General features: G+C 70.6%; 21 protein-coding genes. 18 read left to right on the plus strand and 3 right to left on the minus strand.

The genetic code is table 11. From position 1 onward, the window contains the following. Positions 1-114: 114 nt before the first annotated feature. From KBX06_RS28200 to KBX06_RS00490, 18 genes are all read left to right on the plus strand, one after another. The gene (locus KBX06_RS28200) at positions 115-357 is read left to right on the plus strand and encodes a helix-turn-helix domain-containing protein (protein ID WP_117670852.1); all 243 of its coding nucleotides are present in this window, start codon (positions 115-117) and stop codon (positions 355-357) included. Between the two features lie 349 nt (positions 358-706). Continuing rightward, complete coding sequence (locus tag KBX06_RS00410) at positions 707-949, plus strand: DUF6284 family protein (RefSeq protein WP_210832113.1); 243 nt, start codon at positions 707-709, stop codon at positions 947-949. Between the two features lie 63 nt (positions 950-1,012). Beyond that, the gene (locus tag KBX06_RS00415) at positions 1,013-1,681 is read left to right on the plus strand and encodes an NUDIX domain-containing protein (protein WP_210832114.1); all 669 of its coding nucleotides are present in this window, start codon (positions 1,013-1,015) and stop codon (positions 1,679-1,681) included. A gap of 16 nt (positions 1,682-1,697) precedes the next feature. Beyond that, on the plus strand, positions 1,698-2,576 hold the full coding sequence (locus tag KBX06_RS00420) for an ABC transporter permease (RefSeq protein ID WP_210832115.1): 879 nt from the start codon (positions 1,698-1,700) through the stop codon (positions 2,574-2,576). Between the two features lie 92 nt (positions 2,577-2,668). After that, positions 2,669-3,136 (plus strand): DUF3307 domain-containing protein, encoded by a 468-nt coding sequence (locus tag KBX06_RS00425; protein ID WP_210832116.1) that lies wholly within the window; start codon positions 2,669-2,671, stop codon positions 3,134-3,136. A 26-nt stretch (positions 3,137-3,162) separates the two neighbouring features. Continuing rightward, positions 3,163-3,330 carry a hypothetical protein gene (locus KBX06_RS00430; protein WP_210832117.1) on the plus strand — a complete coding sequence of 56 codons (168 nt, stop codon included), beginning with the start codon at positions 3,163-3,165 and terminating at the stop codon, positions 3,328-3,330. Positions 3,331-3,424: 94 nt separating this feature from the next. Then, a complete protein-coding gene (locus tag KBX06_RS00435) occupies positions 3,425-5,602 on the plus strand; it encodes a cell division protein FtsK (RefSeq protein WP_210832118.1) in 2,178 nt (725 codons plus the stop codon). A 147-nt stretch (positions 5,603-5,749) separates the two neighbouring features. Next, on the plus strand, positions 5,750-5,989 hold the full coding sequence (locus KBX06_RS00440; protein WP_210832119.1) for a hypothetical protein: 240 nt from the start codon (positions 5,750-5,752) through the stop codon (positions 5,987-5,989). After that, positions 5,986-6,288 (plus strand): hypothetical protein, encoded by a 303-nt coding sequence (locus KBX06_RS00445; RefSeq protein WP_210832121.1) that lies wholly within the window; start codon positions 5,986-5,988, stop codon positions 6,286-6,288. Before KBX06_RS00440 ends, KBX06_RS00445 begins: the two co-directional genes overlap by 4 nt. Before the next feature lie 36 nt (positions 6,289-6,324). After that, positions 6,325-8,280, plus strand: a complete 1,956-nt coding sequence (locus KBX06_RS00450; protein ID WP_210832123.1) for a DUF3987 domain-containing protein — start codon at positions 6,325-6,327, stop codon at positions 8,278-8,280. Positions 8,281-8,753: 473 nt separating this feature from the next. Further along, positions 8,754-10,148, plus strand: a complete 1,395-nt coding sequence (locus KBX06_RS00455) for a HEPN domain-containing protein (protein ID WP_210832125.1) — start codon at positions 8,754-8,756, stop codon at positions 10,146-10,148. 527 nt (positions 10,149-10,675) lie between these two features. Then, a complete protein-coding gene (locus KBX06_RS00460) occupies positions 10,676-11,020 on the plus strand; it encodes a hypothetical protein (protein WP_210832126.1) in 345 nt (114 codons plus the stop codon). 676 nt (positions 11,021-11,696) lie between these two features. Then, positions 11,697-12,008, plus strand: coding sequence for a hypothetical protein (locus tag KBX06_RS00465; RefSeq protein WP_210832128.1), 312 nt, complete (start codon positions 11,697-11,699; stop codon positions 12,006-12,008). Positions 12,009-12,264: 256 nt separating this feature from the next. Further along, a complete protein-coding gene (locus KBX06_RS00470; protein WP_210832130.1) occupies positions 12,265-13,158 on the plus strand; it encodes a septum formation family protein in 894 nt (297 codons plus the stop codon). Between the two features lie 149 nt (positions 13,159-13,307). Further along, positions 13,308-14,486 carry a sensor histidine kinase gene (locus KBX06_RS00475; RefSeq protein WP_210832131.1) on the plus strand — a complete coding sequence of 393 codons (1,179 nt, stop codon included), beginning with the start codon at positions 13,308-13,310 and terminating at the stop codon, positions 14,484-14,486. Continuing rightward, entirely contained in the window at positions 14,476-15,651 is a 1,176-nt protein-coding gene (locus tag KBX06_RS00480; RefSeq protein ID WP_210832133.1) for a hypothetical protein, read from the plus strand. The genes KBX06_RS00475 and KBX06_RS00480 overlap by 11 nt, the downstream gene beginning before the upstream one ends. Then, entirely contained in the window at positions 15,624-16,337 is a 714-nt protein-coding gene (locus tag KBX06_RS00485) for a response regulator transcription factor (RefSeq protein WP_210832135.1), read from the plus strand. Before KBX06_RS00480 ends, KBX06_RS00485 begins: the two co-directional genes overlap by 28 nt. A gap of 74 nt (positions 16,338-16,411) precedes the next feature. Further along, positions 16,412-17,134: a hypothetical protein gene (locus KBX06_RS00490; protein WP_210832906.1), complete on the plus strand. Its 723-nt coding sequence runs from the start codon at positions 16,412-16,414 to the stop codon at positions 17,132-17,134. A 32-nt stretch (positions 17,135-17,166) separates the two neighbouring features. Here KBX06_RS00490 and KBX06_RS00495 read toward each other — a convergent pair whose 3' ends face one another. The 3 genes from KBX06_RS00495 to KBX06_RS00505 form a co-directional block, all read right to left on the minus strand. Next, positions 17,167-17,925 (minus strand): 1-acyl-sn-glycerol-3-phosphate acyltransferase, encoded by a 759-nt coding sequence (locus KBX06_RS00495; RefSeq protein ID WP_210832136.1) that lies wholly within the window; start codon positions 17,923-17,925, stop codon positions 17,167-17,169. Between the two features lie 75 nt (positions 17,926-18,000). Continuing rightward, positions 18,001-20,058, minus strand: coding sequence for an amylo-alpha-1,6-glucosidase (locus KBX06_RS00500; RefSeq protein WP_210832140.1), 2,058 nt, complete (start codon positions 20,056-20,058; stop codon positions 18,001-18,003). Beyond that, positions 20,058-20,435: an SCP2 sterol-binding domain-containing protein gene (locus KBX06_RS00505; RefSeq protein ID WP_210832142.1), complete on the minus strand. Its 378-nt coding sequence runs from the start codon at positions 20,433-20,435 to the stop codon at positions 20,058-20,060. The genes KBX06_RS00500 and KBX06_RS00505 overlap by 1 nt, the downstream gene beginning before the upstream one ends. Positions 20,436-20,440: the final 5 nt, after the last annotated feature.

Raw genomic sequence — 20,440 nt, forward strand, 5'->3', positions numbered from 1 at the left:
ATCGGATTGCCGAGCGTTGCACTGGTTTTGCATGGGCGCTCCGCTTCTTTTCGACTTCACTGGGTCTCAGCAAGCCGGACGGAACACCAACCACAGACTACTGAGGAGACTCCCGTGGCTGAACCCCTCGCCGCCAAGAACGACCGCCCTCGGTTCCGGTCGGTCGCGGACACCGCAACGATTCTCGGCATGTCGGAGGTGACCCTCTACCGGGCGATTCACGCCGGCCAGTTCCCCGCCATCAAAGTCCGTGGCCGCTTCGTGATCCCGGCACGCGCCATCGACGACATGGAGGCGTCCGCGCTGGCGTATGGCCTGGTGGACGCCAGCAACTACGCGTTGCGGCCTGCCGGGTGACCGCTACCGGGCGGCCCGCTTTGGTCCTGGCGGCGCAGGCGGGACGCTGTGCTCCCGAGCGAGCTTCCGGACGTAGGCACCGCTGAACGGCGACAGCCGCTCGACCTCAGCCGGACCGACGCCATCACGTAGCGCCGCAACCACCGCCGCAACCACCGCGTCGCGTGCGGCTTCATGAGCAGCTTCGGTACGCCGGTACCGCTTCGTAGCTGCTGACAGCTCATCTCGCGCATCACTCATCGGACCAACATACCGCTACCCCCTTGCGCAACAGACCCGCATATCGCTACCTTGTTGCGCAACCGAGGCGCGCATATAGGAGCGCCGGATCAGTCAGAAGGGACACGAAGTGACTGAGTTGAACCACACCCCCGAGGTCGAGCCGAGCGCCGCCGACCTTGCCGAGATCGAGCAGGAGCTGCCGCTGATCGAGGCAGAGGTTCTGCTGCTCGACGCGCAGATCGTCGTGCTGACCGGTGACACCGGTCCGACCGAGTTGGACTGGCAGCGGCTTCGACGGGCGCAGCGCCGGGTGCTGCGTGAGGCGCGTGCCCTGCTCGCGGCTCGTTCGGCCGCCGGCCGGGCCGCGTAGGCGGGAAAGGCCGTGAGCCGCCGCTACCCGATCCCTTGCCCCCATCGACCCCGAGGAAGCGCGATGGTTCCCCGCACCTACACCCACCCGAGTGTTCTCGACGGCATCGCCGCCGGAGCGTCGTGGGCCGATCCGACCATGGACCCCACCATCATCGACTGGACCGCCCGCCGGGCCGCGGCCGCGATTCCGTTCCCGCTGGTCGACGGACGTCCGGTCAACCCGTACGCGCCGACCGGCATCCGCTACGGCCGCAACCTGCTCGGCCACTGGGGCGAGCAGCCCTGCGCCGACGCGATCGTCACCGCCGGCGACGCCCACGGCTGGCGGTGGCTGCTGCTGGTCGAGCGCGCCGACGGCAACGGATGGGCGCTGCCCGGCGGCTACGTCGACCCCGGCGAGGACCCCACCGACGCCGCGTTCCGCGAACTGGCCGAGGAAACCGGCCTGATCGCCGACCGCGCCCAGGAGCACTACGTGACCCTGCCGGCTCGCTACGTCCCCGACCCCCGCGCCTCCGATGAGGCGTGGATGGTCACCACCCCCGTCCGCATCGACCTCGGCAGCGGCTTCTACATCCTGCCCGACGTGGACGGCCGCGACGACGCCCGCCGCGCGGTGTGGGTGCCCGCCGTCGACTTCGACTGCGTGACCCGGCACCTCGCCGAGGTCTACGGCGGCGAGGTGTTCGCCGCCCATCGCGCCCTACTCGCCGACATCCTCAACGACTGACCGGAGGCCACCTGTCATGACTGCCCCCACCCTCAACGGCACGCGCTACCCGCAGCCGGTAGACGCCCTTCTGCCGGCCGCTCGCGCCCTGGACCTGCCCGAGGGTCAGCCGCTGCCGTCGCGAAACCGGCTGATGCGGGAGTTCCGCATCGGTGCACCGAAGGCGGACGACCTGCTCGCCCGCCTCAAGGCCGAGCACGCCCAGCGCACCCGCACCGAGCAGATCCGTGCGGCGCTGATCGCCCGGGGTGCCCTGCTGCCCCTCGACACCGCCCCCGCCGAGCCTGCTTCGGTGCCGCTGGACTACGCCGAACCGATCGGCCCGCACCCGGCCCCCGCCCCCGTCGCACCCGAGCACACCCCGCCGACCGACCCGGCTCCGACCGACCTGGTAGAGATCACACCGGCCGAGAAGGTCGAGCAGGCCACGGGGGTCGGTCACCCGAACACGCCCAGCCCGCCCAAGCCGGCCAAGTCGGCGGTGGTGTGGCCGGTCGTGTTGCTGGCGCTGCCCGCGTTCGTGGCGATCTGGTCCGGGTGGGTCGGACTCGGCGGACTCACCGGGTTCGGGGTGGTCCACCCACTGCCGGGCATCTGGGACAGCTTCTCCATCAACTCGGCGATCACCCTGCCGATCGGCGTGGAGACGTACGGCGCGTACGCCCTCTACGTGTGGCTGTCCGGCCGGGTGCCGGACCTGGCCCGCCGCTTCGCCAAGTGGTCGGCAATCGCGTCGCTGCTCGTCGGCGCGCTCGGCCAGGTCGCCTACCACCTCTTGGTTGCGGCCGGAGTCACCTCGGCCCCGTGGTGGATCACCACCGCCGTGGCCTGCCTACCGGTCGGGGTGCTCGGCATGGGCGCCGCCCTGGCACACCTCGTCCGCACGCACGACTAGCGCCGCCCGGCGGCGCGGCCACCTGGCTACCAACCTGCGCCGCGCCGCCGGCCCTCCACCCCTCAGCCAACCGACTTCAGGAGAGACCACCCATGTTCGCAGATCCCACCGGCCGCCACGCCGCTGCGTTCGCGGCCGTATTCGTCGCCCTCTACGTCGCCCACCAGGTCGCCGACCACTGGGTGCAGACCCAGCACCAGGCCGACTGCAAAGGCCAGCCCAGCTGGACCGGCCGCATCGCCTGCGCCGCCCACGTCGCCACCTACACCGTCACCGCCGGTCTGGCGCTGGTGTTCCTGATCGCCGGCACCGGCCTGCGGCTCGACCCGTGGGGTGTGGCGGTCGGGCTGGCCATCTCGGCGGTCACCCACTACATCGCCGATCGGCGCACCCCGCTTCGCCGGATCGCCGCCGCTCTCGGCTCGGCCGACTTCTACACCCTCGGCGCACCCCGCCCCGGCCGTGACGACAACCCGAGCTTGGTCACCGGGGCCTACGCCCTGGACCAGTCGTGGCACATCGGCTGGCTGTTCATCGCCGCCCTGTTCTGCGCTGCCTGACCACCCTCACCGAAGGAGATCCCCTGATGGCAAGCATCTCGATCGGCAGCGCCGGACGCGTCAGCAGCGGCGGCAAGCAGTTGTGGTGCCCGGCCTGCGGCAACGAGACCAACTGGCGCGACATCACCGCCAACAACCAGCGCACGCACGCCACCTGCGGCGACTGCGGCAACCGCATCTCCGTCAAGAACTGACCTGCTGCCCGGCGGCGCGGCCACCTGGCTACCAACCTGCGCCGCGCCGCCGGCCCTTCCCCACCGCCACAACCCAGATGGAGGAACACCCAACATGACGTCCCCCCGAGACGACGACCGATTCGACTGGCGGGCCGCCGAGCGCGACCTGACCGGAGATGCCCCCGACGCGAACGTGGTCGACCTGGACGCCGCCCGTACCGCCCGCATCAACACCGATGCCGACGACGGCGGGCCGCTGCTGGTCGACTCCCCGGCCGCGCAGCGCACGCCGCGGTTCAGCCTCGACGGCGTACGCGCCGGTCAGCGGCGGCCGATCCTGCCGGCCTGGCTGCGCTCACGCGCCGAGCTGCGCGACACGATGCGGTGGGCGGTCGGGCACCTTCTGCACACCGCCGCCTACCACGCCACCCGCACTCCGAAGTACGCCGGCAAGCTGGCGCTGCGGGCCCCGGCCGGCGCGTGGCGGATGCTGTCCGGGGCGACCCGGTGGCTGTTCGACTGGGAAGGCGAACCGGTCCGGCAGGCCACCGTGCGGCGGGAGAACGCCGAGGACTACCTCAAGCTGTCCCGTCAGCGTGACCGGCGAGTGCGGTGGCGTGGCATCGTCGCCACTTTCACCCTCGCCATCGCCCTGGCCGGTGGCGTGGCGGTTGCTCTCGCCCCGGAGTGGTCGCGGTGGGCCGTGCTGGCGCTGCTGGTCACCTTGTGTGGGATGTTCGGTCAGCCGGCCGACAAGCCGCTGCTCGACACCGCCGTGGTCATCCCCCGCGTCGCCCGCCTCACCTCCGATGTGGTGGTGCGCGCCCTGGCCGTGCTCGGCATCTCCGGCATCACCCAGGCCATCGCCAAGCAGGGCAACCGCGCTATCGCCTTTACCGCCCCGATCACCCGCGACGGGCCGGGGTGGCGGGCCGACATCGACCTACCGCCCGGCGTCACCGCCGGGGACGTCATCGAGCGGCGCGACAGGCTCGCCGCCGGCCTCACCCGCCCCCTCGGCTGTGTGTGGCCGGAGGGACAACCGGAGGTGCACCCCGGCCGACTGCTGCTGTGGGTGGGCGATCAGGACATGGCCGCCACCCCGCCGAAGCCGTGGCCGCTACTCAAGGCGTCCGGCGGCTTCGACCTCGGGCGGCCGGTGCCGTTCGGCACCGACCCACGCGGCCGGATCATCACCTTCGACCTGCCGTACACGAACCTGCTGATCGGCTCGATTCCCGGCTACGGCAAGACTGCCGCCACGCAGGTGCCGATGCTCGCCGCCGCCCTCGACCCGTACGCGGAACTGTGGTGCTTCGACTTCAAGGGCACCGGCGGACTCGACCCGTTGGAGAAGGTGTCCACGCGGTATGCGTCGGGGCAGGACGACGACACCGCCGAAGAGGGCCTGTTGGCGTTGCGGGAGCTGCGCAAGGAGTGCCAGCGCCGCGCCGCCGTCATCAAGGGCCTGCCGAAGGCGGTGTGCCCGGACAACAAGGTCACCCCGGAACTGGCCCGCCGCCGCAAGCTCGGCCTGCACTGGCTCGTCGTCGCCCTCGACGAGGTGCAGGAACTGTTCTCGCACCCGGAGTTCGGCAAGGAAGCCGGCGAGCTGGCCGAGAAGGTCATCAAGCTGGGTCGCGCCCTGGGCGTCATCCTCGTCGTGGCCACGCAGCGGCCGGACGCGAAGAGCCTGCCCACCGGGGTCAGCGCGAACGCGGGTACGCGGTTCTGCCTGCGGGTCATGGGTCAAATCGAAAACGACATGATCCTCGGCACCTCGGCGTACAAGAACGGCATCCGGGCAACCATGTTCGCCAAGAAAGACAAGGGCGTCGGCTACCTCGTCGGCGCCGCCGACGACGCGCAGATCGTGCGCACCTTCTACGTCGACGGCCCCACCGCCGAGAAGATCACCGACCGGGCACGCGCCCTACGCGAGGCAGCCGGCACCTTGACCGGCCACGCCATCGGACAGGCCGCACCGACCCCGGCCGTACGCCGGGACACCCTTTTGGACGACATCCTCACCGTCATTCCCGCGACGGAGCCGAAGGTGTGGGCGGAGACGCTGACGGAGCGGCTCGCCGAGCTGAACGCCGACGCGTACGGGGACCTGACCCGCGATCAGCTGACGGCCGCGCTCAAGCCGTACGGCATCACCACGGGGCAGGTGTGGGGCACCGACCCGGGCACCGGCAAGGGCGCCAACCGGCGCGGCATCGAACGCCAGCACATCGCCGATGCGATCGCGGAGCGTAACAAGCGACGCGGAGACAAAGCCGCCTAACCCGGACAGCGTGTGGTCGCTAGGCCTAGCGGCACCCCCCGCTAGACCTAGCACCCCCGCTAGCAACCAATCCCAATCCTGGCCAGCGCCCTAGCCACTAGCGGCGTCAGCCCTCCGCACCCTCAAACCGGCTCGTGGAGGCGTTTCGTGACCACCATCGCCCTGCTCGCTAGCCTCACCGCCCTCGGTTACGCAGCGTGGTACCTGATTCTGTGCATCGTCGCCCCGTGGGGACGCTGCCGCCGCTGCCGGGGCCGCCGCAACCACCGCACCGCCATCGGCACCCGACGCGACTGCCGCCGCTGCGAGGGCACCGGCCGCCGCGTCCGCATCGGCCGGCGCATCGCCGAGTACATCCGCCCCGACTACCGGGCGGGCAACCGATGAACCGCCGTCCCGGCAGCGAACGGCACACCGGGTGGTGCGCCCGGGACCACCGCTGCAACCTCGGCGAACACCGCTCGGCAGAGATCCTGGTCGACCTGCCCGGCCATGCCCGGGCCGTCCTCGTCCGCGTGCGGGCAAGCGACGGCCGCGAGCACGCCGAGATCCGCGTACGGGTCGCCCTGGCCGACGTCGACCCGGCCGCCCGCCGCCAGCTCGGCACCCTGCTCGCCGGCCTGCGCGACCTGGTGACCCGCGCCGCCGCGACTCGCCAGCCGCGCCCCGGTCGCGCCGCCGCCTGACTTTCCCTCCCCGACTCACGATAGGAGCACGTCATCGTGACCCGACCGCCCGCGTACGACCATGCCGCCGAGCAGGCCGTGATCGGCGCTGCGCTGCTCAACCCGTCCGTCGTCGCCGACCTCGCCGCGACGCTCACCCCGGCCGACTTCCACCGGCCTGCGCACGCCCGGCTGTGGGAAACGCTCTGCACGATGCACGCCGCCGGCGAACCCGTCGACCCGATCGCCCTGGCCGCCCGACTCGCCGCAACCGGCGACCTCACCAAGGTCGGCGGCGCCCCGTACCTTCACACCCTGATTGCCGCCGTCCCCACCACCGCGAACGCGGGTCACTACGCGCGGATCGTCGCCGACCACGCCCGCCGCCGCCAGGTCGCCGACCTCGGCGCCTACTTCGCCGAGAAGGTCGACCAAGGCGCCGACGTCGCCGACATCCTCGCCACCGGCCGCGCGATGCTCGACCACGCCGCCACCGGCACCCAATGGGCACCACTGATCCCGCTCGGCAACCGCCGGCACCTCCCCGAGTTCCCGGCCTACGTGCTGCCCGAGTGGGTCGCCGAGCACGTCTACGCCGTCGCCGAGTTCACCCAAACCCCCGTCGACCTGGCCGGCTGCATCGCCCTGGCAGCCCTGTCCACCGCCGCCGGGGGCCGCGCCGGAGTGGAGGTACGCGGCTCCTGGCGCGAACCGACAAACCTGTTCACTGTCGTCGTGCTGCCGCCGGGGTCCCGCAAGTCGGCCGTGTTCGCCGCGATGACCGGACCGCTACTCGCCGCAGAGAAAGCCCTTGTCGAGCGCACGAAGCCGGCGATCGTGGAAGCCGAGCTGGCCGCCCGCGTCGCCGGTAAGACGGCGGAAAAAGCTGCCATCGCCGCCGCGAACGCCGACGCGTCCGGCCGAGACACTTTGCTTGCCGAAGCGACGGCCGCCGCGATGAACGCCGATGCCGTCACCGTGCCTGTCCTGCCGCAACTGGTCGCCGACGACGTCACCAGCGAGGAAGCCGCGTCCCTGCTCGCCGAGCAGGGCGGACGCCTCGCTGTTCTCTCCCCGGAAGGCGGCATCTTCGCCACCATCGCCGGCCGCTACTCCGGAACCCCCAACCTGGAGGTGTTCCTCAAAGGCCACGCGGGAGACATGCTGCGCGTCAACCGCCGCTCCCGCGCCCCAGAACACGTCGAGCACCCCGCCCTCACCCTCGGCCTCGCTGTACAGCCCGACGTGCTGCGCGACATCGCCGACATGCCCGGCTTCCGCGGCAAAGGCCTGCTCGCCCGGATCCTGTTCAGCCTGCCCGAGAACACCGTCGGCCGCCGGAAGATCGGAGCCGACCCGGTCCCCGAACCCATCGCCACCGCCTACGCCGCCAACCTCGGCGCCCTGGTCGCCACCCTCGCCGAATGGACCGACCCGGCCGTGCTCCCGCTCACCCCGGAAGCCAACGACCGGGTATTAGACATCGAACGAGCCGTTGAGCCACGCCTCGCCCCCGGCGGCGCGTGGGGACACGTCGTGGACTGGGGCAGCAAGTACACCGGCGCAGTGGTCCGCCTCGCCGGCCTGATCCACCTCGCCGAACACCTACGCGATGGCTGGGGCAAGCCGGTCTTGGCTGAGACTGTGGAGCGGGCCGCGCTGCTCGGGGAGTACTTCGCCGCTCACGCCCTGGCCGCGTTCGACGACATGGGGGCCGACAAGAGCACCCGGTACGCCCGGCTCGTGCTGGCCTGGATCGAGCGCACCAGCTCCACCACGTTCACCAAGAAGGAGCTGTACCGGGCCGTCCGCAGTCAGATCCCCACCGCCGCCGATCTCGACCCCGTACTGTCACTGCTGGAAATCCACGGGTACCTACGCCAACTCGACCCACCGGCCCGCACCGGTGCCGGGCGGCCACCGTCACCGGCGTTCCTCGTCCACCCGGACGTACATGAGACCGCTGGCACCGTGCACGCCCTACCCGCGACGGCAGGCCGCAGACCCGCGTAGGCCGCTGTTCTAAATGGCCGCAATGGCAGAAATCCTGGCCAGTCAGGGATTTCTGCCATTGCGGCCATTTAGGCCAACACCCGGCCGTCAGCTGGTTGCGGCTACCTGCTCACCGGGTTCGACTCCTTGACCCTCAGAATGCCTCCCCACACTCCGCGCATCATCCTCAAGAACAGGCCGCTTAGCTGATGACACAACGTCTCACCATGAGAGACACTGCGTGATCTCACCTGGCAGCACGTGGCTTAGGAAGGCAGTTGTGCTTGCCGGACGAACACGCCTCCAACCAGGACACACACACCCAGCGCCTCTTCGGCCTTAGGGTTGATCATTCCGCGTATGTTCCGGATCTTGCCCAGCGTGACCATTAGACGAGCAGCCCGCCGATCACGGCACGCCTCACACACGACCTGGGCACCCTGCGAAGCTCGGCAGCGATTGCCGAGATCGCTCGCTTAGAGCACTCTAGGCGGATGGAGTTCTTCACGGTCGATGGGATGTGGTGGCTGCCGGCCAGTCCCGAGCACCAGTTGCCGGGCACTCTAAGCTTCGATGCCGACAGCCTAGAACTGGTAGTTCATGGTTCACTTGAGCCTGCAACAGCGACATCCAGCGGCGTTTCCCTTTTCCCGACTGAGTGGAGCACTACACCCGTAATATTTGGGCGCACCCACGAAGGCAAAGACGTCACTTTATTAGACGCTGGCGGCGCAAATTTTGTGGGGCCGGATGTAACCAAGAGCAGTTACCGAGTTGGCATGGCCCTAACAGGGTCTCACACATCCGATCGATTCGTTGAAGCCTGGTGTCAATTCGACTACCTCAACGCGTGGTCGCAGCCTCCACCCGTTACTGAGTCAGGCGGCCGATCCCACGAGTACACCCTGCGCTTCCATAACGTCGATCTTGCCGAAGCTCAACTGGAAGGCGCAGAGGTTCGGCTCACGGCGAACGTGACTGGACGGATTAAGCGAGACGAGGTGACATGCAAGCAACTCGCTTACTTCGTCGTTGCCTTTGATCCTAGCTCTACCTCAGACGTCCTCGGCAACTGGGTTCGACCACTTCAAGACCTATTGATACTGGCCCTCGGCAAACCGGTGCGGTTGACGGAACTCCACCTAAGGTCAGAATCCACAGGAAAACTGAATGAGGCCGCCTTCGAGGCTGTTCAGCCCGCTCCGAGCCGCCGCGACCCGGACTGGGCCTCAATCGCAGGCAATAGCGCCCCAACCTTACTAACATTACGTGACACCCCAATACCGTTTGCAGACTTACTTCCACGGTGGTTTGACCTCCGATCTAAATTTTCGGAGGTTCTGGTGCTTCTCCATTCGCCTCATTACGTCGGATCTATGTTTAGCGAGCACCGGTACTCTTCGGCATTCCAAAGTGCGGAAGCCCTCGCTCACGTCTTAGGCTATTCGGGTCGAGAAAAGTCAAGGGCCGAACATCGAACTCGCGTGGATCGTCTCATCCTAGCCGCACAATCCGCGGGCCTTAATGAAGACTCAGTTAGCTGGGCCGGACGGGTTCTTCGTTCACGCAACGACAAGCCGCTATCGAAGCAAATTCATGACCTTGTCGTCTCGACCGGAAGGATTGGCCAAGAGATTCTGGGCACCAGCGCCGACTTCGGGCAAATTACTGCTAGCGCCCGCACCGGGGTATCTCACGGAGGCGCGTCTAAATCCCTCGGTGTTGTCGAACGGCATTGGTATGGGGAGGTACTGCGTTGGGTCGTGCGGGCAAAAGTGTTGATGGAACTCGGCATGCGTGAAGGGGAGATTGAGGATCGGGTTCTAGGGCGTGCAAGCTTTCGACACGCCATACGTAACCTTGGCGAGCAATCTTCGACCGCCGTTTAAATGGCTCGACACTTGACGTTTGAACTGCTGCCGGCCGATCGGCCTATCAGGCAGAGGGACCAACTCGGACTGTGAGCTGCACAAACAATGGGCGTTCATGGTCACCGCTGGTCCACCTTCGATGGCCTGGTGACGACCTGGGCTTGGTCCTCATTGACGACGTGTGGGAGCCCCTTCCGGGGCTCTGACCCCTCATTTGTAGGAACTGCGCGCCTCGTCTGCCTGCGTCCGTTCACGTCGTCGACGTCGGCTGATCTTCCACGGCATGCGCGCCCCGGTCGTCTCCGTCCGAGCCCGTTGCTGTCACCGTTGCTGTCGACAGCCGCCCCGCCCTGGGGTGGGCGCAGCGATCCTCGGACCAGCCCTGACCGAGCCCTGACCGCACCAGCCGACGGCCTTGCTTTACAAACCATCGGCTTACCAGTCACTATCACCCCGCACCTTCTGACTCAGGGCCCTCGCCGACCCATGACCCTTTACCAACGCCGTCGGTTCGGTCATGGACTGACGGCTTCTGGAGGTAGAGCATGCTCTTCAAAGCCATCGTCACAGTGCTGATGGTTATTGTGGGCCTGGCTGCAATAATCTGGGTTGCCAACTGGCCCTTCAACACCCCGTGGGAGAAGGACCTCACTGCCGAGCAACGCCGGATTAATGCCGCGCACAATCGGCGTCATCACCGCGCTGTAATACGCGGGATATTGCCCATTCTTGCCATCGTGTTCGGAATTGCATCGGTGAGCCTTTTGTCAGGCCCGAAAAGTGATCCGTTCGCGGCGGTAGTCATGGGCGTCTGTTCGGTTGTGTGCGCCGGCGTGTTCGGTGCCCTGATCAAGAGGGGGCGCAGGCGGCGGCCTTCGACACGGCGATGAACTCGTTGGCTCAGAGCAGAACCTCACGCTTGTCCATCCTGGAGCGACCAGCTTGCCATCCCGTCTGCCATCGACCCGCCCTGCTGGGGAGCGGGCCGCCGCCCGGCCCGCCACGTCAAGACGGCCTTGACGGCTCGTACGGACGCTGGCGCGTCGGGCGGTGGTCTGCTCGGCTTGCCCGGGTCGATGGCGGGCGGGATGGCTCCCACCGCAACCACCCACGGACCGTGACCCGCCGGCGGATCACACCGCAGCGGCAGCGGCAGCCGCCCGCCATCGCGGACACGCAGCCGACACCAAGCATCCAATAGCCAGTCCTACCAAACGGCGGGCTCTGCAGAGCGTCATCACGCCTCGATACACCTGAACCCGGCAACCAGGCCAACCGTGGAGCTATTTGTGGTGCGAAATGCCGGCTACCGAGGAAAGTCAGGCATACCAGGGAAGCAGTTCTCGCAGCTAGAGCAACCAGCGAAACCAAGGATCGAGATGTGAATACCACTTCTAATCCCAAGGCCGCAGGTTCGAATCCTGCCGGGCGCACCACCTCCTGGTTGCCATCGTGTGAAGTAGGAACTCAGGAACGTCCTGCCCCCTCGGGTGGCCGCAGCGTCGCTCGGCACCGGCACCGGCACCGGCGTTGCGTGCCCGCCGACCACCGTGTTCGGATACCCCGGTGAAATCCGCGAAGATGATTCTGCTCGGCACGGCCGTGGCCCTCCTTCTGCTCGGCGCGCTCTCCTTCGTGTTGCAGCCCGGTCCGCCCGAGCCGGAGTGCGCCAAGGCTGGCGCGCCGACCTCTGGTTTCGTCGACGACGACAACCGGGACTGCGCGATCACGATCGAGAGCTACGCGGAGATCAGGGACTACGAGACCTCCCCGAAGCTCTTCCGCATCGCGGGTGCCGGTCTGGTACTCGCCGGGTTGGTCGTCGGTGTGGTCGGTCTCGTCAAGCGCTCCCGCCGCCCTGGGGACACCGCCGCGTAGCTCCATCGACCACCCGCCGTCGCCTCGCCCACCCGGGCAGCGGATCGGCAGCCCAACCCGGCACCACGACAGCCCGCGACTCCCGGGTCCGGCGGCGGGCGGGCCGGGGCGGCGACCCCGCCATCCACCACCTCGCCGAGATGGCGTTGCTGCGCGACCTGCACCTGCGACTCGATTGACCCCGGCGGGCACCCGGGTCGGCCCCGGGTGCCATATGCTGCGCCGGTTGTCACGGGGGCGCACGGGGGAGGACCACATGCGACGCTGGTTGGGCGTCACGGCTTCGGCTGCGCTGGTCGCGGCGGCGGTGAGCGGGTGCGGCACGCCGGTCGGCACGGACGGGGACCTGACCGACGACTGGCGTCCGGTGGCCGAGGCCCGCCAGTTCGCGCCGCGGGCCGGCGAGTGCCACGTGGTCGCCGAGCCGACCGCCTACCTCACCAGCCACCAGCCGGTCGACTGCGCGAAGGCGCACCTGGTCGAGACCTTCCACATCGGCACGTTCACCGGCGACCTGGCCGCCCGCCCGATCCCGCCCCGCGTCGGGTCGGCGGCGATGCGGTCCGCGTTCGCCGAGTGCGACGCCAGGGCCAAGCAGTTCGTCGGCGGCGACTGGCGCGACGCCCGGCTGTCGGTGCAGGTGGCGCCCACGTCGCCGGCCGGCTGGACGGGCGGCAGCCGGTGGTACCGGTGCGACCTGTTCGAACTCGACGCGGTGGGCGGGGCCAACGGCGACAACGACGCGGCCGTCAACCGGGCGGGCAGCCTGCGGGGCGTGCTGAAGGCGGTCACCCCGCTGCGGTACGGCTGCGCCGAGGAGGACGGGTGGTCGAACCTGCTGGCGGTCCCGTGCACGAAGGTCCACCGCTTCGAGTACGTCGGCGTCTGGACCGCGCCCGACGTTTCCTACGCCGACGCGACGAGGGACGAGGACGCCGTGCACGCGAAGTGCCGGCCGGTCATCGCCCGCTACGCGAAGGTGCCGGTCGACGGCATGCTGCGCTACCGCACGGGCAGCACCTACCGGTTCCCGTCGGAGGAGGCGTGGGCGCGCGGCGACCGGGGGGTGCGTTGCTGGTACTGGTCCAGCGGCAGGAAGCTGACCCGGTCGATCGCAGGTGGCGGGACGAAGGCCCTGCCGGTCGGCTGAACGGGCGTCGGCGGGGATGATGGGTTGACCGACCGGCGACACGGCGCGCACCGAGGGTGATCGCCGGCCGGCGCTCGTGCTATTCTCCGGCGTCGATCTCGCCGCACGGGCCCGATCGGGTCGTTGTCGCAGAAGGACGCCTCTCCCCGATGCCGGCCGTTGCCGCCCCGAGCACGTCGCCGACCACGCTGGACACTCCGGCCGGTGGCGCGTTCGCCCTCATCTTCACCCGGATGCCGGCGCTGCTGCGGCTGACCTGTGGCCTGGTCGGTGCGGTGGTCGCCCTGTCGGTGCGCACCCCGCCCGTCGAGCCGGCGCTGCTGGTTCCGGCCGTCGTGGCACTGACCGCCTGGTCGGTCTGGTACGCGGTCCGCGCGCTGCGGCACGGCATCGGCGGCCCGCTGGTGGTCGGCGACGTGGCCGCGACCACCGCCGCCTGCCTGGCGATGCCGGTGCTGGTGGCTCCGGAGGTGCTCCCCGGCGAGGTGAGCTGGATCGCGGTGCTGGCCAGCACCACGGTGATCAACGCGCAGTTGAGCGGCGTGGTCCGCTGGTCGGTCCCGGCTGGGCTGCTGGTGGCCGCCGCCTACGCGGCCGGCGCGCACGCCGCCGGTCAACCCGACGAGGCCGTCGCGCACGCGACGGCGCTGCTGGTGCAGACGGCCTGTGCCGCGCTGATGACGGCCGTCATGCGGCGGCGGATCGGCCGGGCCGACGACGCCTTCGTCGCGCACCAGCGGCTCACCCGGGAGGCGCTGGTGGCCCGGACCGCCCGGGACGCGGAGCGGCGGCAGAACCGGGACCTGCACGACACGGTGCTGGCCACGCTGACGATGGTCGGGCTGGGCGCCGTGTCCGGCCCGTCCGCCGCGCTGCGTGAGCGGTGCGGCGCCGACCTGCGTACCCTCACCGCGCTGGCCGACGCGCGGTCGACCCCCGCCGAGGGACCGGTGCCGCTGGACGAGCGGCTGCGGGCGGTGCGTGCCCGGCTGCCCGAGCTGCCGGTCACCACCGACCTGGCGTCCTGCGCGGTCCCCGCGCCGGTGGCGGAGGCGCTCGCCGAGAGCGCGTACGCCGCGCTGTCCAACGTGCTCCGGCACGCGCCGGGCGCCACGGCCGCGCTGCGGCTGGCCCGGGTCGACGGCACCGTCGTGGTCGAGGTCGTCGACGACGGTCCCGGCTTCGAACCGTCCGCCGTCCCGGCACACCGGTACGGACTGCGCGAGTCGGTACGCGGCCGGATGTCCTCCGTCGGTGGGCGCGCCGGAATCCGGTCCCGGCCCGGCACCGGCACCCGGGTCCGGCTGGAGTGGTCCGATGTCGACTGAGGCGACGACCGTCCCGGCGAAGGCGGTGCCGGCAGCGCGTACGCCCGACGGGAGCCGCCCCCCGGTGGACCCGGCGGCGGCGGTGGCCGCCGCCTCCGACCGCGGTGCCCGGATCGTGGCGGTGGGCATCGCGCTGGCCTGGCACGCGGCGATCGCGTTGCCCGCGGCGCTGGGCGCGTGGGCGGAGCTGGCCGCGCCGGCGGTGGTCCTCGCCGGATGGCTGCTCGTGGCGGCGGTCGGGGTGCTGGCCGGGCTCCGGCTGCTGCGCGGCGTTCCCCTGCCGGCCTGGCCGCTGGCCGCGTTGCTGCTGGTGGTCGACGCGGTGGTGTTCGCGGCGGCCGGTGAGCGGCAGCTCTTCACCGCCGCGAACTGGGCGTGGGGCACCCTCGGCTGGTTCCTGGTGGTGGTGCTGTGGGGGCGGCGGCCCGCCGGGCTCGTCGCCGTGCTGGTCGCGCACTCGCTGATCGCGCTGGCCGGGGTGCTCGGTCACGGCGCTACCGCCCCCGCCGACCTGGTCCGGTACGCGATGTACGTCTACGCCACCTCGACGCTTCAGGTGGGGGTCTTCGTGGGCAGCACGACGATCGCGAGGCTGGCCCGGCAGCGGGCCGGCGCGGCGGCTGCCGCCCACGCGGCGGAGGCCGAGCGGGAGGCCGCCGAACGGGCCCGGCGGGAGCGGCACGCCCGGCTCACGCTGGTCAGCGGCGCCGCCGAGGAGGTGCTCGCGGAGCTGGCCGACGGCCGGGCCGACCCGGCGGACCCGGCCGTGCAGCGGCGGGCGGTGCTGGCCGCCGCCCGGCTGCGCCGGCTCATCGCCGAGTCCGACGACGTGCCCGACCCGCTGCTGCACGAGTTGCGGGCCGCCGCCGACCTGGCGGAGCGCAACGGGCTGCCGATCGACCTGGTGACGATCGGCGATCCGCCGCCGCTGCCGGTGCGGGTGCGCCGCCGGCTGGCCGACCCGCTCACCGCGCTGTTGGCCGACGCCCGGGGCTGGGCCCGGCTGACCGTGGTCGCCGGGCCCGACGAGGTGGTGGTCAGCCTGGTCACGCCCGACCGGGCCGGTCCCGACACCGCCGGGCCGCCGGGCGACGACGGGCGGGTGGAGTACCTCTACGAGCGGGACGGGGAGATCAGATGGGCGCAGACCCGGTGGCGGGGGTGACCGGCGGTCGGCCGGTGGGCGTGGCGATCGTGGACGACCACCCGGTCGTCATCGAGGGCGTCCGCGTCTGGCTGGCCGCCGAGCCCCGGCTGAGGGTGCTGGCGACCGGCGACGACCCCGACGCCGTGCTGCGGGCCGCGCCCGACGCCGACGTGCTCCTGCTCGACCTGCGGCTGCACGGGCGGATGGCCCTGGACAAGCTCGCCGAGCTGAGCGCTGCCGGCCGGCGGGTGGTGGTCTACTCGGAGCACACCGACCCGCAGACGATGCTCGCCGCCCTGGACGCCGGGGCGGTCGCGTTCCTGGCCAAGCACGAGGGACGGGAACACTGCGTGGCCACGGTGCTGGCCGCCGCCAGCGACCGGCCGTACGTGCCGCCGGCCCTCGCCGGGGCGATCGTGGGCGACCCCCGCCCGGACCGGCCCGTCCTGTCCGACAAGGAACGCGAGGCGCTGCTGCTGTGGTTCCAGTCGATGTCGAAGGCGTCGGTGGCCCGTCGGATGCAGATCAGCGAGCACACCGTCAAGCAGTACGTCGACCGGGCGCGGATCAAATACACCCGAGCGGGGCGACCGGCCGCCACGAAGGCGGCGCTGCTCGCCCGGGCGATCGAGGACGGCCTAGTCCGGCCGGAGGAGATCGGCATCTACCGGTCACAGGCTTCCTACGACCGGCCGACCCCCTAACGGGCGTCATGACAGCCGGCCAGGGGGTCGGCGACGCTCAGGGTCAGATGCCGTCGGCACCGGAGGTCATGACGATGCACGATGACGCGTCCCCCTTCTTCATCGCTCCGCACCGCTTCGACGCTGACGACGACGTGGCCCCGGCGCTGGACCGGCGGCACGAACTGCTCGTCGAGGCCGGCGAGCGGGTGCTCGCCCGGCACCGGCTGGACGCGTCGGGGCACCTGGTCGGCCCGACCGAGGCACGGCGGCGGTGGATGCTGCCCGAGCCGGTGGCGGTCACCGTCACCGACCGTCGGATCGCGTACGTCGGCGGTGGGCCGCGGCTCGCCCTGGTCGACGGGGCCGACGGTGGCGCACGGCACCGCCGGGGCGTCCGGCGGTCGGGTCTGGTCAGCGGTCAGATCCGCTGGCAGTGGCCGTCCCGACTGGAGTTGGCCGCGGTGCCCGGGGAGCCCGCCCGTCTGCTGGTGGTCTGCGACGCGCTGCGCACCATCCAACAGCCGGCCCTCGGCCTCGCCGGCCCCGCCGGGGAGATCAACGGGCTGACGCGGCTGGTGCGGCGGGCGGTGGCCGGGTTCCGGCTGACCCACTCCGAACTGGTGGACCTGTCGCCGCCCGAGCGGGACGTGCTGGCGGTACGTGCCGGGGCCGGGCCGGGCGCCGGCGAAACCCGGATCATCCTGCCCGGTTCGCTGCCGGTCGAGTTCCGCTCCCGCGAGGACTACTACCGGCCAGGCCGCGCCGGCCGTGGGTGGCACGGGCCCGCAGCCGGCGCAGCATCCGGGCGTCGGTGAAGCGGACGGGCGGGCGGCGGCCTCCACTCCCGTCAGGCGTCGGGGTCGACCGCGGCGGCCCGGCGGCGCACCTCCAGCTCGGCGGCCTCCTCCAGGGTGGGCGCGGTGCCGCCCAGGTGCTTCGGGACCCACCAGGTGTCGTCGGGGCCGGCGGGCGTGTCGGGGTAGTCCCGCTGGGCCCGGTCGACCAAGGCGGTCAGCCGCGTCTTCAGGTCGACGGTCATCGCGTTGGCGTCCGGGTAGTCGGCCGGGGCCATCGGCTCGCCGATCAGGATGGTGATCGGGGTGTGCCGGCGGTTGAGGGTGCGCGGGCGGCCCTTGGTCCAGAGCCGCTGGGTGCCCCAGATCGCCACCGGCAGCACCGGCACCCCGGCCTCGGTCGCCATCCGGGTGGTCCCGCTCTTGAGTTCCTTGACCGTGAACGACCGGCTGATCGTGGCCTCGGGGAAGACGCCGACCACCTCACCGCGCTTCAGGGCGCTGACCGCCGTCGCGTACGACCCGGCGCCCGCCCGCCGGTCGACCGGGATGTGTCGCATGCCCCGCATCAACGGGCCGGACACCTTGTGCGTGAAGACCGACTTCTTGGCCATGAACCGCACCAGCCGCTTCGCGGGGTCCGCGCCCAGCCCGCAGAAGATGAAGTCGAGGTAGCTGATGTGGTTGCTGGCCAGCACCGCCCCGCCCGTACGCGGCACGTGGTGTGCGCCCTCGATGGTGATCTTCAGGTCGAGGACCCGGAACATCGTCTTGGCGGCAGCGATCACGGGCGGGTACACGAGTTCCGGCATGGTCGCGAACTTACCCTGCCAGGCTGAACCCCATGCCGGCCCGCCGGGTCGCCGCGCCGCGCCGCCCCCCGCGCGTCAGTCGGTCAGCCGGTGCATGTCGAGACGGCCCCGGGCGAACGCGTCGACGCGACCCCACCGTCCCGGGATGTCCAGCACCTCGATCCGGCCCATCCCGATCGGCAGCCGGGGCTCCACCGCGAGGTGCCCCTCGTGTGGCTCCAGGCCGAGCATCGTCCGCAGCAGCAGCAGCGGGGTGCCGGTCGACCAGGCCTGCGGGCTGCACGCCGTCGGGTACTCCACCGGGAACTTGGTCAGCTCGCGCGGGTAGCCGCCGAACGCCTCCGGCAGTCGGCCCTGGAAGTAGGTGGCCGCGTCGAGGATGCCGCTGGCGACGACCGCCGCCTCCTCGGCGAAGCCGTACCGGCGCAGACCCCAGGCGATGAACGAGTTGTCGAACGGCCAGATCGTGCCGTTGTGGTAGCCGATCGGGTTGTAGCGGATCTCGCCCTCGGCCAGGGTCCGCACCCCCCAGCCGGTGAAGAGCCGGGGCCCGACGAGGTGCTCGGCGATCCTCCCGGCGCGGTCCTCGTCGACGATGCCGCTCCAGAGCAGGTGGCCGATGTTGGAGCTCAGTACGTCGCACTGGCGGCCGTCCGGGTCCAGGGCCAGGGCGTAGTACTCACCGTCGTCCACCCAGAAGTCCCGGTTGAACCGTTCCTTCAGCGCCGCCGCCTCCTGTTCCAGCCGCGCGGCGAAGTCCGGGTCGCCCCAGAACTCGCGGGCCAGCCGGGCGGCCCGCAGCTTCGCGTCGTACGCGTACCCCTGCACCTCGCAGGTGGCCCGGGGGAACGGCGGCAGCTTGCCGTCGCGGTAGGAGATGGAGTCCCAGGAGTCCTTCCAGCACTGGTTCTCCAGGCCGGTGTCGGTGTTGCGCCGCTCGTACCAGATGTAGCCGTTGCCGAGCAGGTCGGCGTAGTCGTCGATCCACTTCAGCGCGGCCCGGCACTCCCGCTCCAGTTCCATGACCAGCCCGACGTCCCCGCTCCACTTCTCGTACTCGTCGAGCAGCACCAGGAACAGCGGGGTCGAGTCCACCGAACCGTAGTACGGCGAGTGGGGCTGTTCCTCGAAGGCGGCGGTCTCGCCGTACCGCATCTCGTGCAGGATCCGGCCCGGGTCCTCGTCCCGGAAGTCGTCGAACCGGGTGCCCTGGAGGGAGGCCAGGACCCGCAGCGTGGTCTTCGACAGGTCCGGCGTGAACGGCAGGGTCTGCAGGCAGGTCAGGATGCTGTCCCGGCCGAACATGGTCATGAACCAGGGCAGGCCGGCGGCGGGCAGCGACGCCCCGCCGAGGGAGAGCGGCGAGAAACGCAGCGCGGCCAGGTCGATGAGGCTGCGCCGGTACGTCGAGGCGATCCGGTCGTGCTGGCTGTTGACCTTCGGGGCGCTGGCGATCCAGTCCTCCAGGTCGTGCTGGAGGGCGAGCCGCTCGGTGTGCGACCGCAACCCCATCCGCAGGTCCCGGCCGCCCGGGGAGAGCGCCAGGGTCTTGACGTCGATCTCGGACTCCCACCGCTCGTTGGGCTGGAGGTGGATCGAGTAGGCGAAGCCCTTGCGGTCGTACCGCGGCGCCGGGGACGCGGAGATCGCCGTCTCCCGGATGAAGTTGCCCCGCCGGTAGCCCAGGCGCAGCCGGTCGGACTCGACCTCCGTGTAGATCTCGCCCTTCTTGTTGAGGATCTCGTCCTTGACCTGGAACAGGTCGGCGAAGTCGGAGGCCGCCTCCATCCTGATCTCCAGGTCGACCGGCTTCTCGTCGTGGTTGAGGATGGTGATCGTCTCCCGGAAACTGCCCCCCACCGCCCGTTCCCGGACGATCGACAGCTTCGCGTCGACGTAGTGCGTCGCCATCCCCGGCACCAGGAAGAAGCGGGCCTCGTAGTACTGGAGGTCGTCGTACGACAGGGGGTTGAGCCGCTCCCCGTTCACCGTCAGCACCCAGGTCGACAGGAAGCGGGTGTCCAGCGAGAAGAACCCGGTCGGCTCGCTCGGCGTCGCCTCGATGTCCCCGGTGTCCTCCGACACCACGAAGGTGCTGCCGTCCAGGATGCGGATCGTGTTGTTCTGTGCCATCACTGCACCTCCGGGTGGCCGTGGAAGCGTCGGCGGGGGCCGCTGACGTCCGGGTGGCTGGGAAAGAGCCGTTCCATCTGCAACACCAGCCGCAGGTCCCCGCTCACGGTCATGTCACCCCGCAGCAGCGCCGCCACCCCGTGCTCGCGGCCCGCGGCGAGCTCCTCGAAGAGGGCGGGGCTGGTGCCGACCACCGTGTCGGCCTCCAGGTCCTCCCGGCTCACCTGGAGCCGTCCGTGGTCGACCCGCAGCAGCCAGTGCGTCGTGTGCGCTCCCTCGTGCAGGTCCAGGCGCACGGTTCCGGAAGACTTCGCCAGCAGGGGGTCGTACCCCCGCCGGTCGAGATCCTCGAAGAACCTCGTCGTCGCGTCCACCATCGGGT

The organism is Micromonospora sp. C31 (assembly GCF_018070575.1).
Lineage (GTDB): Bacteria > Actinomycetota > Actinomycetes > Mycobacteriales > Micromonosporaceae > Micromonospora.